General features: G+C 34.8%; 12 protein-coding genes and 1 pseudogene. All 13 read left to right on the top strand.

Annotated features, from left to right (window positions below):
* The first annotated feature begins 149 nt into the window (after positions 1–149).
* A protein-coding gene (prfB, locus tag FH144_RS06860) for a peptide chain release factor 2 (protein ID WP_242314588.1) occupies positions 150–1,266 on the top strand; the annotation gives its coding sequence in 2 pieces (ribosomal slippage) (positions 150–221 and positions 223–1,266; 1,116 coding nt in all).
* A 236-nt stretch (positions 1,267–1,502) separates the two neighbouring features.
* Entirely contained in the window at positions 1,503–2,663 is a 1,161-nt protein-coding gene (locus FH144_RS06855) for a CHAP domain-containing protein (protein WP_242314586.1), read from the top strand.
* 195 nt (positions 2,664–2,858) lie between these two features.
* Positions 2,859–3,500, top strand: a complete 642-nt coding sequence (locus FH144_RS06850; protein WP_103165454.1) for a YfbR-like 5'-deoxynucleotidase — start codon at positions 2,859–2,861, stop codon at positions 3,498–3,500.
* Positions 3,501–3,505: 5 nt separating this feature from the next.
* A complete protein-coding gene (locus FH144_RS06845) occupies positions 3,506–3,733 on the top strand; it encodes a CsbA family protein (protein WP_242314584.1) in 228 nt (75 codons plus the stop codon).
* A 289-nt stretch (positions 3,734–4,022) separates the two neighbouring features.
* Entirely contained in the window at positions 4,023–6,008 is a 1,986-nt protein-coding gene (gene uvrB, locus FH144_RS06840; RefSeq protein WP_198610972.1) for an excinuclease ABC subunit UvrB, read from the top strand.
* Between the two features lie 6 nt (positions 6,009–6,014).
* Positions 6,015–8,850, top strand: a pseudogene (gene uvrA / locus FH144_RS06835) (excinuclease ABC subunit UvrA).
* 281 nt (positions 8,851–9,131) lie between these two features.
* Complete coding sequence (gene hprK / locus FH144_RS06830; protein WP_107507493.1) at positions 9,132–10,067, top strand: HPr(Ser) kinase/phosphatase; 936 nt, start codon at positions 9,132–9,134, stop codon at positions 10,065–10,067.
* Positions 10,068–10,070: 3 nt separating this feature from the next.
* Positions 10,071–10,916 (top strand): prolipoprotein diacylglyceryl transferase, encoded by an 846-nt coding sequence (gene lgt / locus FH144_RS06825; protein ID WP_242314580.1) that lies wholly within the window; start codon positions 10,071–10,073, stop codon positions 10,914–10,916.
* Positions 10,916–11,395 carry an acyltransferase gene (locus tag FH144_RS06820; protein ID WP_242314578.1) on the top strand — a complete coding sequence of 160 codons (480 nt, stop codon included), beginning with the start codon at positions 10,916–10,918 and terminating at the stop codon, positions 11,393–11,395. Before lgt ends, FH144_RS06820 begins: the two co-directional genes overlap by 1 nt.
* A 17-nt stretch (positions 11,396–11,412) precedes the next feature.
* Complete coding sequence (locus tag FH144_RS06815; protein ID WP_242314576.1) at positions 11,413–12,852, top strand: tetratricopeptide repeat protein; 1,440 nt, start codon at positions 11,413–11,415, stop codon at positions 12,850–12,852.
* A 63-nt stretch (positions 12,853–12,915) separates the two neighbouring features.
* Positions 12,916–13,857 (top strand): thioredoxin-disulfide reductase, encoded by a 942-nt coding sequence (trxB, locus tag FH144_RS06810; protein WP_107507497.1) that lies wholly within the window; start codon positions 12,916–12,918, stop codon positions 13,855–13,857.
* Between the two features lie 244 nt (positions 13,858–14,101).
* Positions 14,102–15,016: an RNase adapter RapZ gene (gene rapZ / locus FH144_RS06805; protein WP_107507498.1), complete on the top strand. Its 915-nt coding sequence runs from the start codon at positions 14,102–14,104 to the stop codon at positions 15,014–15,016.
* A complete protein-coding gene (locus FH144_RS06800) occupies positions 15,013–15,999 on the top strand; it encodes a gluconeogenesis factor YvcK family protein (protein ID WP_242314573.1) in 987 nt (328 codons plus the stop codon). Before rapZ ends, FH144_RS06800 begins: the two co-directional genes overlap by 4 nt.
* Positions 16,000–16,096: the final 97 nt, after the last annotated feature.

The raw sequence follows: 16,096 nt of genomic DNA, 5'->3' as shown, positions 1-16,096 counted from the left end.
ATTTCATGGAAAGATCTACTACCTACGGCAGGGCTTAACTTAACAAATGATAGTCTTAAGTGGTCGGCCTTTTCCAAACGAAATGACAAGTCATAAAATTATCGTGTATTATAATGACATGTATAGCGAATGAATAGGAGAGATAAACGATGGAATTATCGGAAATCAAACGTAATATTGACGAATATAATAATAATCTAGCACAAATTAGGGGGTCTCTTTGACTTAGAAAATAAAGAGACAAACATTCAGGAATATGAAGAAATGATGACGGAACCAAATTTCTGGGACGACCAGAATAAGGCGCAAGAGGTTATTGATAAGAATAACGCGCTAAAGTCAGTCGTGAATGGTTACCGAGATTTAGAACGTGAAGTCGAAGATATGATGGCGACATGGGAGTTGTTGCGAGAAGAATTTGATGAAGATATGAAAGCTGATTTGGAAGCTGATATTGATGCTTTCAAGGCTAAAGTCGACCAATTTGAGTTGCAACTATTATTAGACGGGCCTCATGATGCGAATAATGCGATTCTTGAATTACACCCAGGGGCTGGTGGTACAGAATCACAAGACTGGGCGAGTATGCTATTACGTATGTATCAGCGTTACGGTGAACAAAAAGGTTTCAAAGTTGAAACGGTGGACTATTTACCTGGTGATGAAGCTGGGGTGAAGAGTGTGACATTGTTAATTAAAGGACATAATGCCTATGGCTACTTGAAAGCTGAGAAAGGTGTGCATCGTTTAGTTAGAATATCACCATTTGATTCTTCTGGACGACGTCATACGTCATTTGCTTCTTGTGATGTCATTCCAGAATTTAATAATGATGAAATTGAAATTGAGATTAATCCAGACGATATTACTGTCGATACATTCAGAGCATCAGGTGCAGGCGGTCAGCATATTAATAAAACTGAATCAGCTATTCGTATTACGCACCATCCTTCAGGGATAGTGGTAAATAACCAAAATGAACGTTCCCAAATTAAGAACCGTGAAGCGGCAATGAAAATGTTAAAGGCGAAATTGTATCAATTAAAATTAGAAGAACAAGCGCGTGAAATGGCTGAAATTCGTGGAGAGCAAAAAGAAATTGGTTGGGGCAGTCAAATTCGCTCTTATGTCTTCCATTCCTATTCAATGGTTAAAGATCATCGTACCAATGAAGAAATGGCTAAGGTTGATGCAGTAATGGACGGAGATATTGGCCCATTTATTGAAGCTTATTTAAGACATACCATGGACAATAGTGAAGTATAATTTACTAGTTGGAAGGACAGTAATCTAAGTAATTGACGGTTAATATTGCTTTGAAAAGGAGGCATTTAATTTTCAATGTAAAGCACAAAGTTTATTGTTACTAAAAGGGCGAATAATAAATCATTCATGCGAGTTATTTAACCTTTATATTACAAGGTTTTAACAAAGCACTTTTATGATATGAGTTGTGATACAGTATAAAAAACAAGTATATCAATCAACAAAGGAATGACAGCATGAGAAATAAAACTTTAACTGTAACATTGGCTTCTATTGCAGCATTTGCCGGATTTAATGGATTAGCACATGCACAACAAACACACATTGTGAAAGATACAATTTCAGTACAAGAACTTGCTCATCAATTCGCTACAACAACTAGTGAAATTCGTTCATTAAACAATATAACTACTAATCAAATCCAATCAGGCACACAAGTCGTCTTACCAGATAACGATATTATTGAAGTTAAACCTGGTGATACGTTGAATAAAATTGCATCAGCGCATCACCTTACTTTAAATCAGTTATATGCCTTAAATCCAGGCTTAACATTATTAATTCATCCTGGAGATTTAATTGCAGTAAGTGAAAAGGGTGCTGCTAGTTTAGACAGTAACTTAGTAAATTATGTCGCAACATCTACTGTTTCAACTACTGATAATCAAGATGAAAAGTCTGTAGATGTTGAAACTGTAGCGAAACATGCGGTGACTGATGTCGACGAACATAGTGAAGTTGCTCAGCTTGCTACAAGCGATAGGCATAAAGTAGATGTGACTGAAGCACCAGCGCCAGTTGACAATAGCTCTAATAAACAAAATGTAACTCATGCATCAGTTGCCTCAAGTGCACCAAAAATACCGAGTACATTAAGTGCACCTAAAGCGCCAAGTGCACCAAGCACGTTAGCAGTGAGTCATCCACATCATGCATCTACAAGTAAGGTGACTCATGTTGCGTCAAGTAGTAGTGCACCAGTAAGCCGTTCAACGCACACAGTTTCGAAGCATTATACAGCACATCGCAGTACACCGGTATCACGTCCTTACAGCTATAGATCAATTAAGAATCAAGGTAACCAATACTACTATGGAAATTGTACATATTATGCATTTAACCGTCGTCAACAACTAGGACGTTCGGTAGGTAGTTATTGGGGTAACGCGAATAACTGGGCGCACTCAGCTAGACACGCTGGATTGGCAGTCGATCATCGCGCTGAAGTTGGCGCTGTATTCCAAACGAACGCTGGTTATTATGGTCACGTGGGTGTAGTAGAACGTGTTAATCGTGATGGTTCTGTATACGTGTCAGAAATGAACTGGAACGGTCATTTTAATCATGTAACGAATAGAACAATTAGAAATACATCTGGCTATAATTTTATTCACTAGGTTAAATAGAGCTTAAGATATGTATTAAATGAAATGGTAATTTCTATTGAAAAAAGATAGAAATTACCATTTTTTGTATATCAATGGATATTGTGTCTAAATAATTACTAAAATTGATATTTTTCATGATACTGTTGATTGATATAATAAATAAAAGTATAATTTTTATTTAATAAAGTATGGAGGTATGGCAATATGGGTGTTCATCAATATTTTAAAAGACTTTCAGATTTGGAAAAATTAATTCGGTTACCAGGTAAATTTAAATATTTTGAACATAATGTAGCTGCGCATTCTTTCAAGGTCACAAAAATAGCACAGTATTTAGCGACAGTTGAAGAGCATAATGGTAATACAATTGATTGGAAAAGTTTATATGAAAAAGCACTGAACCATGACTTTGCAGAGGTGTTTACTGGTGATATTAAAACGCCAGTAAAGTATGCTAGAACTGAGTTAAAAATGTTGTTTTCTCAAGTGGAAGAAGAAATGGTGGACACGTTTATAAATGAAGAGATACCTGAACCCTACCAAGATACTTATCGCAAACGTCTTCAAGAAGGAAAAGACGATTCGTTAGAAGGACAAATTTTATCTGTAGCAGATAAAATCGACTTATTATATGAAACGTTCGGTGAGATTCAAAAACGTAACCCAGAATCGCTATTTTTTGAAATATACGAACATAGTTTAGAAACGATTATGCAATTTGATCATTTAAGTTCGGTACAAGAATTTATCGATTATGTTATACCTGAAATGTTAACTGAGAACTTTATTCCAAGAGCAGAATTACGTGAAACTACGATGGCTATATTAAATCGAAGAAATGGGTGAAACAGATGATCTGGTACGCTTTAGCCGCATTTTTTCCCTGTGTATTAGTTGTTTTATTTAGTGTAATCACAAGAAGCAAATGGGTAGGCGTCATAGCAACACTAATTTTAATTGCTACATCAGTATATAAAGGATTTTTTTTTAATGAATGGATTATCTTTATCGATGTAGTGTCATTATTAGCAGGTTATGTCATTGTTGATAGTCTTAAATTTCATAAACAAGAAGACTAATAAGGTTAGAAACAGAACAATTGAACTACTTCATTAGTTGATTTATAGTGTAAATACACATGAAAGAGTGAAACAGATATAGCTATAACCTAAGGCTATCTATATATTAAAATTTAAGTTAAATAAAACGTACAGACAACCAAATAATTATAGGCATAAAATACAAACGTAAGCGAACAAACGTTTGTATTTTTATTTGGATTTTTGCTAAAATAACTGTAAGTAAGAATACTTTTCAAATAATAGGAAATAAAGTAAGAAAGTTAACATTGAGGAGGCGCTTGTCAGAATGGTAGAACACTACCCATTTAAATTGAATTCTGAGTTTGATCCAGAAGGGGACCAACCTCAAGCGATTGAAAAGATAGTTGAAGGCGTAAAAGAAGGTAAACGTCATCAAACACTATTAGGCGCTACAGGTACAGGTAAAACATTTACCATGAGTAACGTTATCAAAGAAGTCGGTAAACCGACATTAATTATTGCCCATAACAAAACATTGGCAGGCCAATTATATAGCGAGTTTAAAGAATTCTTTCCAGAGAACAGAGTTGAATATTTCGTAAGTTACTATGATTACTATCAACCAGAAGCTTATGTTCCTTCAACGGATACTTTTATTGAGAAAGATGCTTCTATTAATGATGAAATCGACCAATTACGACATTCAGCTACAAGTGCGTTATTTGAACGTGATGATGTCATTATTATAGCCAGTGTAAGTTGTATTTATGGTTTAGGTAATCCAGAAGAATATAAAGATTTAGTAGTGAGCGTACGTGCTGGTATGGAAATGGATCGTAGTGAGCTCCTTAGAAAATTAGTCGACGTACAATACTCAAGAAATGATATTGATTTCCAACGTGGGACATTTAGAGTACGTGGAGATGTGGTAGAAATATTCCCAGCTTCACGTGAAGAAATGTGCATTCGTGTGGAATTTTTCGGTGATGAAATTGACCGTATTAGAGAAGTCAATTATCTTACTGGAGAAGTTATCCGAGAACGTGAACATTTTGCGATTTTCCCTGCATCTCACTTCGTAACTCGAGAAGAGAAAATGAAAGTCGCTATTGAAAGAATTGAAAAAGAATTAGAAGAACGTCTTAAAGAGTTAAGAGATGAGAATAAATTACTAGAAGCACAACGACTAGAACAACGTACTAATTATGATTTAGAAATGATGCGTGAAATGGGATTCTGTTCAGGAATTGAGAACTATTCTGTCCATTTAACTTTAAGACCACCTGGTTCAACACCGTATACGCTATTAGATTACTTTGGTGATGACTGGTTAGTAATGATAGATGAATCACACGTAACATTACCACAAATTAGAGGGATGTTTAATGGCGACCAAGCCCGTAAACAGGTATTAGTAGACCATGGGTTCCGTCTGCCAAGTGCGATGGATAACCGTCCGCTTAAATTTGAAGAGTTTGAACAAAAAACAAAACAACTTGTTTATGTATCAGCAACGCCAGGTCCATACGAACTTGAACATACTGATGAAATGGTTGAACAAATCATCCGTCCTACAGGATTATTAGATCCTAAGATTGATGTTCGACCAACGAAAAATCAAATTGATGACTTGTTAAGTGAAATTCAAGATAGAATCGATAAAAATGAACGCGTACTTGTAACCACGTTGACTAAAAAAATGAGTGAAGATTTAACGACTTATATGAAAGAGGCTGGCATTAAAGTCAATTACCTCCATTCTGAGATTAAAACGTTAGAGCGTATAGAAATTATTCGTGACTTACGTATGGGTACATATGATGCAATAGTAGGTATTAACCTACTTAGAGAGGGTATTGATATACCTGAGGTGTCATTGGTCGTTATATTAGATGCGGATAAAGAAGGTTTCTTGCGTTCAAACCGTTCACTTATTCAAACAATTGGTCGTGCTGCACGTAACGATAAAGGCGAAGTAATTATGTATGCAGATAAAATCACAGATTCTATGCAATACGCGATAGATGAAACGCAAAGACGTCGTGAAATTCAAATGGCTCATAATGAAAAATATGGCATCACGCCAAAAACAATTAACAAGAAAATTCACGATGTGATCAGTGCTACAGTTGAAAATGACGAAACAAATGAAAAACAACGTACTGAAGTACCTAAGAAAATGACGAAAAAAGAACGTCAAAAAACTATTGAAAATATAGAAAAAGAAATGAAACAAGCAGCGAAAGATTTAGACTTCGAACGAGCTACAGAATTACGAGATATGTTATTTGAATTAAAAGCAGAAGGGTGAAGCTGAATGAAAGGACCAAGTATCGTAGTAAAAGGTGCAAGAGCTCATAATTTAAAAGACGTAGATATTGAACTCCCTAAAAATAAATTAATTGTAATGACGGGGTTATCCGGTTCAGGGAAATCTTCCTTAGCATTTGATACGATTTATGCTGAAGGACAACGTCGTTACGTAGAATCATTAAGTGCTTATGCGCGTCAATTTTTAGGACAAATGGATAAACCTGATGTAGATACGATTGAAGGTTTATCTCCCGCAATTTCTATTGATCAAAAAACAACAAGTAAAAATCCACGTTCTACAGTGGCAACTGTTACAGAAATTTATGACTATATTCGCTTACTTTATGCGCGTATTGGTAAAGCCTACTGTCCAAACCATGGTATTGAAATTGAATCACAAACAGTTCAACAAATGGTTGATCGTATTTTAGAATTAGAAGAACGTACAAAAATCCAAATTTTAGCACCAGTTATTTCACATAGAAAAGGTAGTCATGAGAAATTAATTGAAGACATAAGTAAAAAAGGTTACGTACGTTTAAGAGTTGATGGAGAAATCGTTGATGTTAACGAAGTACCAGATTTGGATAAAAATAAAAATCACACTATCGAAGTGGTTATTGACCGTCTAGTAGTGAAATCTGGTATCGAAACTCGATTAGCCGATTCAATTGAAACAGGTCTTGAATTAGCTGAAGGTAATATCACCGTTGATGTTATCGGTGGCGAAGATCTTAAATTCTCAGAAAATCATGCCTGCCCGATTTGTGGTTTTTCAATTGGAGAATTAGAACCAAGAATGTTTAGTTTTAACAGTCCTTTTGGCGCATGTCCTACATGTGACGGTTTAGGACAACGATTGACGGTCGACCTTGATTTAGTTATTCCTGACCAAAATAAAACTTTAAATGAAGGTGCCATCGAACCATGGGAGCCTACTAGTTCAGATTTTTACCCAACTTTATTAAAACGCGTATGCGAAGTATATAAAATCAATATGGACAAACCATATAAAAAATTAACTGATAGACAAAAAGATATCTTAATGAACGGCTCTGGTGATAAAGAAATAGAATTCTCATTCCATAGTCGCAATGGGGGCACACGCCGTAGAAAAATGAAATTCGAAGGTGTGCTACCTAACATTGACCGCCGTTATCATGAATCACCTTCAGAATATACACGTGAAGTAATGAGTAAATATATGACAGAACTTTCATGTGAAACATGTCACGGTAAACGCTTAAGTAAAGAAGCGTTATCTGTATATGTGGGTGGCTACAATATCGGTGAGGTCGTTGAATACTCTATCGGTAACGCCCTGAAGTACTATGAAAGCATCGAATTATCAGAACAAGATAAGACGATTGCGAACCAAATTTTAAAAGAAATTTGTTCACGCTTATCTTTCTTAAATAACGTTGGATTAGAATATTTAACACTTAATCGTGCTTCAGGCACGCTATCTGGCGGTGAAGCTCAACGTATTCGTCTTGCGACACAAATTGGCTCTCGTCTAACAGGCGTCTTATACGTATTAGATGAACCATCAATTGGATTGCATCAACGTGATAATGACCGATTAATTAGCACGCTTAAAGAAATGAGAGATCTTGGTAATACCTTGATTGTAGTAGAACATGATGATGACACGATGAGAGCGGCCGATTATCTTGTAGATATAGGTCCTGGTGCAGGAGACCACGGTGGAGAAATTGTATCAGCAGGAACTCCAACAAAAGTAATGAAAGATAAAAGCTCACTTACTGGTCAATATTTAAGCGGTAAAAAACGTATCAATGTTCCTGAACATCGTCGTGAAGTGACTGACCGTAAGATTAGTATTAAAGGCGCACGTAGTAATAACTTAAAAGGTGTAGACGTAGATATACCATTATCTGTGATGTCAGTTGTTACAGGCGTGTCTGGTTCAGGTAAAAGTTCTCTAGTGAATGAAGTATTATATAAATCACTAGCTCAAAAAATCAATAAATCTAAAGTTAAACCTGGTAGTTATGACAGTATTGAAGGTATTGACCAATTAGAAAAAATAATCGATATTGATCAATCTCCAATCGGAAGAACACCACGTTCAAATCCAGCAACGTATACAGGTGTTTTTGATAATATTCGAGATGTTTTTGCGCAAACCAACGAAGCTAAAATTCGTGGTTATCAAAAAGGACGTTTTAGCTTTAATGTTAAAGGTGGACGTTGTGAAGCGTGTAAAGGCGACGGTATTATTAAAATTGAAATGCATTTCTTACCAGACGTTTATGTACCTTGTGAAGTATGTGATGGGAAACGTTATAATCGCGAAACGCTAGAAGTGACATATAAAGGTAAAAATATTGCCGAAGTTTTAGATATGACAGTTGAAGAAGCAGCTTATTTCTTTGAAAATATTCCTAAAATTCACCGCAAATTACAAACACTTGTAGATGTGGGATTAGGTTATATTACTTTAGGACAACAAGCCACTACATTATCTGGTGGTGAGGCTCAACGTGTTAAACTAGCCTCAGAATTGCACAAACGTTCTACTGGCCGTTCAATTTATATTCTAGATGAGCCTACTACTGGTTTACATGTTGATGACATAAGTCGTTTATTAAAAGTGCTTAATCGACTAGTTGAAAATGGTGATACAGTAGTTATTATCGAGCATAATTTAGATGTCATTAAGACAGCTGACCATATCATCGATTTAGGTCCTGAAGGTGGCGAAGGTGGCGGTACAATCGTGGCTACTGGTACGCCTGAAGAAATTGCAAAAGTAGAAGAATCATATACTGGCAACTATTTAAAAAACAGTATTAGAACGTGACAAGGTTGAATAATTGAATTGTGATGCATGAATAGCTCACTTACAGAGAACGAGCACATTAAATATGAAATCATCTTGTTTAAGCAGTCTGGAACGATTTAGTGTTTCAGACTGTTTTTAATTTAAACGCCTTATGAGAAGGCAAATCGTTATAAATAAAAGACGATTTTTCATGTGTGCAAAGAGGTGGAGAAACAAATTAAAAATGAATTCACCTTTTTTATATAAATTATGAGTTTATTTTTGATATGATAATAGATGAATGAATTCAAGGGAAAATGTTGAGGTGAACTTATGTTAACGACTGAGAAATTAGTTAATTTATTAAATCTAGAATTATTTACCGGTAAAAATGGACTACATAAATCTATTAAAAATACTGATATATCTAGACCTGGTTTGGAAATGGCGGGGTACTTCTCTCACTATGCGGCAGACCGTATACAATTATTAGGTACTACAGAACTATCATTTTACAATTTATTACCTGACGAAGAACGACATGGACGCATGCGCAAACTGTGTCGTCCAGAAACACCTGCTATTATTGTGACAAGAGGATTAGAGCCACCGCAAGAATTAATCGATGCTGCTCAAGAAATGGATACACCACTTATCGTCTCTAAAGATGCGACAACAAGCTTAATGAGTCGTCTAACAACATTCTTAGAGCATGAATTAGCTAAAACGACCTCTCTACACGGTGTATTAGTCGATGTGTACGGCGTAGGGGTATTAATTACTGGTGACTCTGGAATTGGTAAGAGTGAAACAGCACTTGAATTAGTGAAACGTGGACATCGTCTCGTAGCCGATGACAATGTAGAAATCCGTCAAATTACGAAAGATGAGCTTATAGGCACTCCACCTAAACTTATCGAACATTTACTTGAAATTCGCGGTTTAGGTATTATCAATGTGATGACGCTATTTGGCGCGGGCTCAATTTTAACTCAGAAGCAAATTCGTTTAAATATTAATTTGGAAAATTGGGACAAAAACAAATTATATGACCGTGTTGGACTTCATGAAGAAACATTACAAATACTTGATACGGAAATTACTAAAAAAACAATTCCAGTACGTCCAGGACGAAATGTAGCAGTTATCATCGAAGTCGCAGCTATGAATTACCGTTTAAATATCATGGGTATTAATACTGCTGAAGAATTTAATCAACGCCTAAATGAAGAAATTTTAAGAAAAGGTCATCAAAGCAAGGAGAACTAATGAATGATATTTAATTTAAATTATATTGATCCCACCGCATTTAATTTAGGTCCCTTATCAATAAAATGGTACGGGATTATCATCGCCGTAGGAATTCTTATCGGTTATTTTATCGCTCAAGAAAGTTTAAAATACGTAGGTTTACATAAAGACACACTCGTCGATATTATTTTTTATAGTGCTATCTTTGGTTTTCTTATGGCACGTATTTATTTTGTTATTTTCCAGTGGCCATATTATATGGAGAATCCAGGTGAAATACCGAAAATATGGCATGGTGGTATAGCGATTCACGGTGGTTTAATAGGTGGATTTATAACTGGCATTATTGTATGTAAAATTAAAAATCTAAATCCATTTCAAATTGGAGACATCGTTGCGCCGAGTATTATATTAGCTCAAGGTATCGGACGTTGGGGTAATTTTATGAATCATGAAGCACACGGTGGCCCAGTTTCAAGATCTTTCTTAGAAAACTTACATATCCCAGATTTTATTATCAATAATATGTATATTGAAGGGGTCTATTATCACCCTACATTTCTATACGAATCTGTATGGGATATTTTAGGTTTTATTATTTTAATTACTGTGAGAAAACACCTTCGAGTAGGTGAAACTTTCACACTTTACCTTATCTGGTATTCAGTAGGACGTTTCTTTATTGAAGGGTTACGAACAGATAGTCTAATGTTAACAAGTAATATTCGCGTTGCCCAATTAGTCTCAGTTATTTTAATTATAATCGGACTTGTTTTAATGGTTTATCGTCGCATGAAATATCAACCTCCAATTTATAAGACAGCGGGACCGTTGTCATGGTCAACTTCAAAAGGGAACGCGAAATAATGAGACGTTTATCTAAAGTAGGGAATCAGTCAATTAATCCTCGATGGCGTATTTATCACTTTGTGCGATTTTCAAAAGTCTTAAAGAATACGCTAATTATAGAAATTTGTCGTTTCTTACCGTCTCTACGTTTCAAACGTTGTGTGTATATCAACCTTTTGAAAATGAAAATTGGCAAGTACACTGCGATGGCCTATAAAGTTATGCCCGATATTTTTCATCCTCAGTTAATTTCAATTGGCAATAATTGCGTGATTGGTTATAATACTACAATATTAACTCACGAAGTGTTAGTCGATGAGTATCGCTATGGTAAAGTAAGTATAGGAAATCAAACCTTAATAGGAGCGAATACGACTATCTTGCCAGGAATAAAAATAGGTAGCAGTGTTGTTGTGAAAGCTGGCACTGTAGTTTCTAAAGATATTCCAGACCACGCGATTGCATACGGAAATCCAATGCACATTCATTATAAATAGAAAAGAGGTGACAAAGCATGGCACAAAATAGCGATAAAATTATTTCAATGAAATTTGACGAAGATTTCTATCGTAAAATGGCAGATCAAAAGTATAGACAAGAAGATTTCAGTAAAGCAGCTGAATATTATAGAAAAGTGCTTGATTTGTCACCAGATGATTTTGATATAAAACTAAAATATACCTACTGTTTAAATAAACTTAATTTAGGTAGACAAGCTGAAAAAGTGTTCTACGAAAGCATTATTAATGAAGACAATGTAGAAGAAAGCTTTTACCAATTAAGCGAATTGAACATCGATCTTAATGAGCCAAACAAGGCATTCTTGTTTGGTATTAATTATGTGATTTTAACAGGGGATAAAGAATTTAGAGAAGAACTTGAAAAAACCTTCGAAGTTTCATATATGAGTGAAGAAAAGATTGAATTAGAAGCCCAACTTTTCAGTATACAACTTCTGTTCCAATATTTATTTTCTCAAGGGCGTTTAAAAGACGCACGTACTTATATTCTGAACCAAGATGAAACGATTCAAAAACATCGTGTTATTCGCAATTTATTAGCAATGTGCTATTTATACCTAAGCGAATATACGATTGCGAAAGAAATGTTTGAAGAATTATTAGCAGAAGACAACTCTGACGTTCATGCATTATGTCATTATACGTTATTGTTATATAATACGAACGAAACTGAAAAGTACCATAAATATTTAAAAATATTAAGTAAAGTTGTACCTATGAATGATGATGAAAGTTTCAAGTTAGGTATCGTATTAAGTTATTTGAAACAATATGAAGCGTCGCAACAAATCTTATTACCCTTATATAAAAAAGGTAAATTTGCATCCCTTCAAATGTTCAACGCGCTAAGTTTTAACTATTATTACCTTGGAAATAAAGAACAAAGTAAAGTATTCTGGGATAAATTATTACAAATTTCTAAAGTGGATGTTGGCTATGCACCATGGATTTTAGAAGAAAGTAAAGCAACATTTAATCAAAGAATACTCCCCCTCTTACAAGATGACGATAACCATTATAGATTGTACGGAGTCTTTTTATTAAATCAGTTGAATGGCAAGGAAATTTTAATGACTGAAGAAATATGGTCCATATTAGAAAATATGAATGATTATGAAAAACTATATTTAACTTATTTAGTACAAGGTTTACATTTGAATAAGCTTGATTTTATTCATCGAGGCTTAGTTAAATTATATGAAGCGGAAGACTTACCACAAGATACAGAGTTGTTCGTTAGTTGGATTGATAAAGGGGAAGCGTTGATTGCTAATGACATAGATCTAAATGAAGTTGAAAGATATTTAGCAGCGCATACGTACCTGTACCATCGATACTATAATAGTCATATCACTAAGAAAAAGATTATGGAATTGTTTAATGTTTCGCGTTACAAATTAGATAGTGCGATTGACCAACTATTGAGCATATAAATTTAAGTATGTTTAAGAATAATATATAATGCCCATGATAATAAAAACGTAGGAGGCATAAAAATGACTGAAATAGATTATGATGTTGCGATTATCGGAGCAGGGCCAGCCGGTATGACTGCAGCAGTTTATGCATCACGTGCAAATTTAAGCACTGTTATGATTGAACGAGGCATGCCTGGTGGCCAAATGGCTAATACTGAAGAAGTTGAAAACTTCCCTGGATTTGAAATGATTACTGGTCCAGATTTATCTACAAAAATGTTTGAACACGCTAAAAAATTCGGCGCTGAGTATCAATATGGTGACATTAAGTCAATCGAAGATAAAGGCGACTATAAAGTCATTAACCTAGGAAATAAAGAAGTAACAGCACGTGCTGTGATTATTTCAACTGGCGCTGAATATAAAAAAATTGGTGTCCCTGGCGAACAAGAACTTGGTGGACGAGGCGTAAGTTATTGTGCAGTATGTGATGGTGCCTTCTTCAAAAATAAAAATATCTTTGTTATCGGCGGTGGCGACTCTGCAGTAGAGGAAGGTGCATTCCTTACTAAATTCGCAGAAAAAGTAACTATCGTACACAGAAGAGACGAATTAAGAGCTCAAAAAATCTTACAAGATCGTGCCTTCAAAAACGACAAAATTGATTTCATTTGGAGTCATACTTTAAAATCAATCAATGATAAAGATGGTAAAGTAGGTTCAGTTACTTTAGTATCAACTAAAGATGCATCAGAACAAACGTTAGATGCTGACGGTGTATTCATTTATATTGGTATGAAACCATTAACTGCGCCATTTACTAATCTAGGTATTACAAACGATACAGGTTATATTCTTACAGAAGATAATATGAGTACATCAGTACCTGGTATTTTTGCAGCTGGCGATGTAAGAGACAAAGGCTTACGTCAAATCGTAACTGCTACAGGTGATGGTAGTATAGCTGCGCAAAGTGCTATCGACTATATTGAAGAATTAAAAGATAAACAAGACGCATAAGACGTCATACGAGCTAGAATAAAGAGGTTAGGACGAAGAAACCTTGCTTTTGGGAGGCTATTAATCAGTTTTCCAGAGTATAAATGGTAAATGTCTCAATCTCATTTATTCTAGCTTTTTTCATGAAAATAAATAAATACGAAGAGTAACTAATTACGTTGATTTGAACATATGATATTATGAGAGTAAATAAAGAGAGATACATATACGATAATAATTTTAAGACTAACTAGGCGGTGGCATAATGATAAATCAAACTGAAAACGAAATGAGTAAAAGTGAATTATTAGTAGTAACTGGCTTGTCCGGAGCAGGAAAATCAGTCGTTATACAATGTTTAGAAGATATCGGTTTCTTTTGCGTAGATAACTTACCACCTATATTGCTCCCTAAATTTGTTGAATTAATGGAACAAGGGAATCCTTCTCTGCAAAAAGTTGCAATTGCCATAGATTTACGCGGTAAAGAGTTATTTAAATCTTTAGTCGATGAAATTGATGCAATAAAAAGCCGTAATGACGTCATTGTAGATGTAATGTTTTTAGAAGCTGATACTGAAAAATTAATCTCTAGATACAAAGAAACACGACGTGCACATCCATTGAATGAAAACGGGCAACAGTCACTTATCGATTCTATCGTTGAAGAAAGACAATTGCTTTCAAATATCCGTACTATCGCAAACTATATTATCGATACAACGAATATAAAGGTCAAAGATTTAAAAGAGAAAATTAAGAAAAAATTTGAAGATGAAAACTTCAAATCATTTAGCATTAATGTTACAAGTTTTGGATTCAAACATGGCATTCAAATGGACGCCGACTTAGTGTTTGATGTTAGATTCCTTCCCAATCCTTATTATGTAGAAGACTTGCGACCGATGACGGGGGAAGATGAAGCGGTTTATAATTATGTAATGAAATGGCGAGAGACAGAGATATTTTTTGAAAAATTAATGGATTTATTAAACTTTATGATACCAGGTTATAAAAAAGAGGGTAAATCACAATTAGTCATTGCGATAGGCTGTACCGGTGGTCAACACCGTTCAGTAGCCTTAGCCAAACGAATTGGCGAAGAGTTAGAAGAAATTTTTGACTATAATGTTTATGTCCATCATAGAGATGCGCATATCGAAAGTGGCGTGAAAAAATGAAACAATTAAAAATTGTGCTCATAGGCGGAGGAACCGGCCTATCAGTATTAGCTAGGGGTTTAAGAGAATACCCTATAGATATAACAACAATTGTGACAGTAGCAGACGACGGGGGAAGTACTGGTAAAATCCGTAGTGAAATGGATATACCTGCTCCTGGAGATATAAGAAATGTAATTGCTGCTTTAAGCGATGCTGAACCAATTTTAGAAGAATTATTCCAATATCGTTTTGAAGAGCACCAAATTGAAGGGCATTCACTAGGTAATTTATTATTAGCAGCCTTAACTAACATTAAAGATGACTTCGGTCATGCAGTGAAAGAGTTAAGTAAAATATTAAATATTAAAGGTAAAGTGATACCTTCAACAAATACCAATGTAATGCTTAATGCCGTATTAGAAGACGGCGAAATTGTGAGTGGCGAATCTAAAATACCTAAGAAAAATAAAAAAATCGAGCGTGTGTATTTAGAGCCCCCAAATGTTGAACCAATGGAAGAAGCAATTGATGCGTTAGAAGAAGCTGATTTAATTGTATTAGGACCTGGCTCTTTATATACGAGTGTCATTTCTAATTTATGTGTAAAAGGGATGTCTGATGCAATTTTAAATTCTCAAGCGCCTAAATTATATATATCTAATATAATGACTCAACCAGGTGAGACAGCAGACTATGATGTGTTAGATCATATTCAAGCTCTTCACGACCATGCAGGAAAAGACTTTGTTGATTTCGTAATATGCAGTGACGATAAATATGATGACGAAGTCCTAAAACGTTATGAAGAACGTCATGCGAAACCTGTTGAAATGAACGTGGATGAATTAACCGATAATAATATTAAAATTATTACTTCTAACAATTTGGTGGAAGTATCTGATGAATATTTAGTTCGTCACAACACGAAAGTTCTAGCACAATTAATTTATGATTTAGCACTTGAATTAACAAGCACAATTCAATTCCAACCTAAGAAATAAATATTTCTTTTCACGTGGTAAATTATGATAAGATATTAAGCATATGTCTATTAAAATTGAATTAACATAAATTAATGTATTAGAGATGTTAATTACA

The organism is Staphylococcus sp. acrmy (genome assembly GCF_022690565.1).
GTDB lineage: Bacteria > Bacillota > Bacilli > Staphylococcales > Staphylococcaceae > Staphylococcus > Staphylococcus caledonicus.
This window is presented reverse-complemented; position numbering and strand designations above follow the sequence as displayed.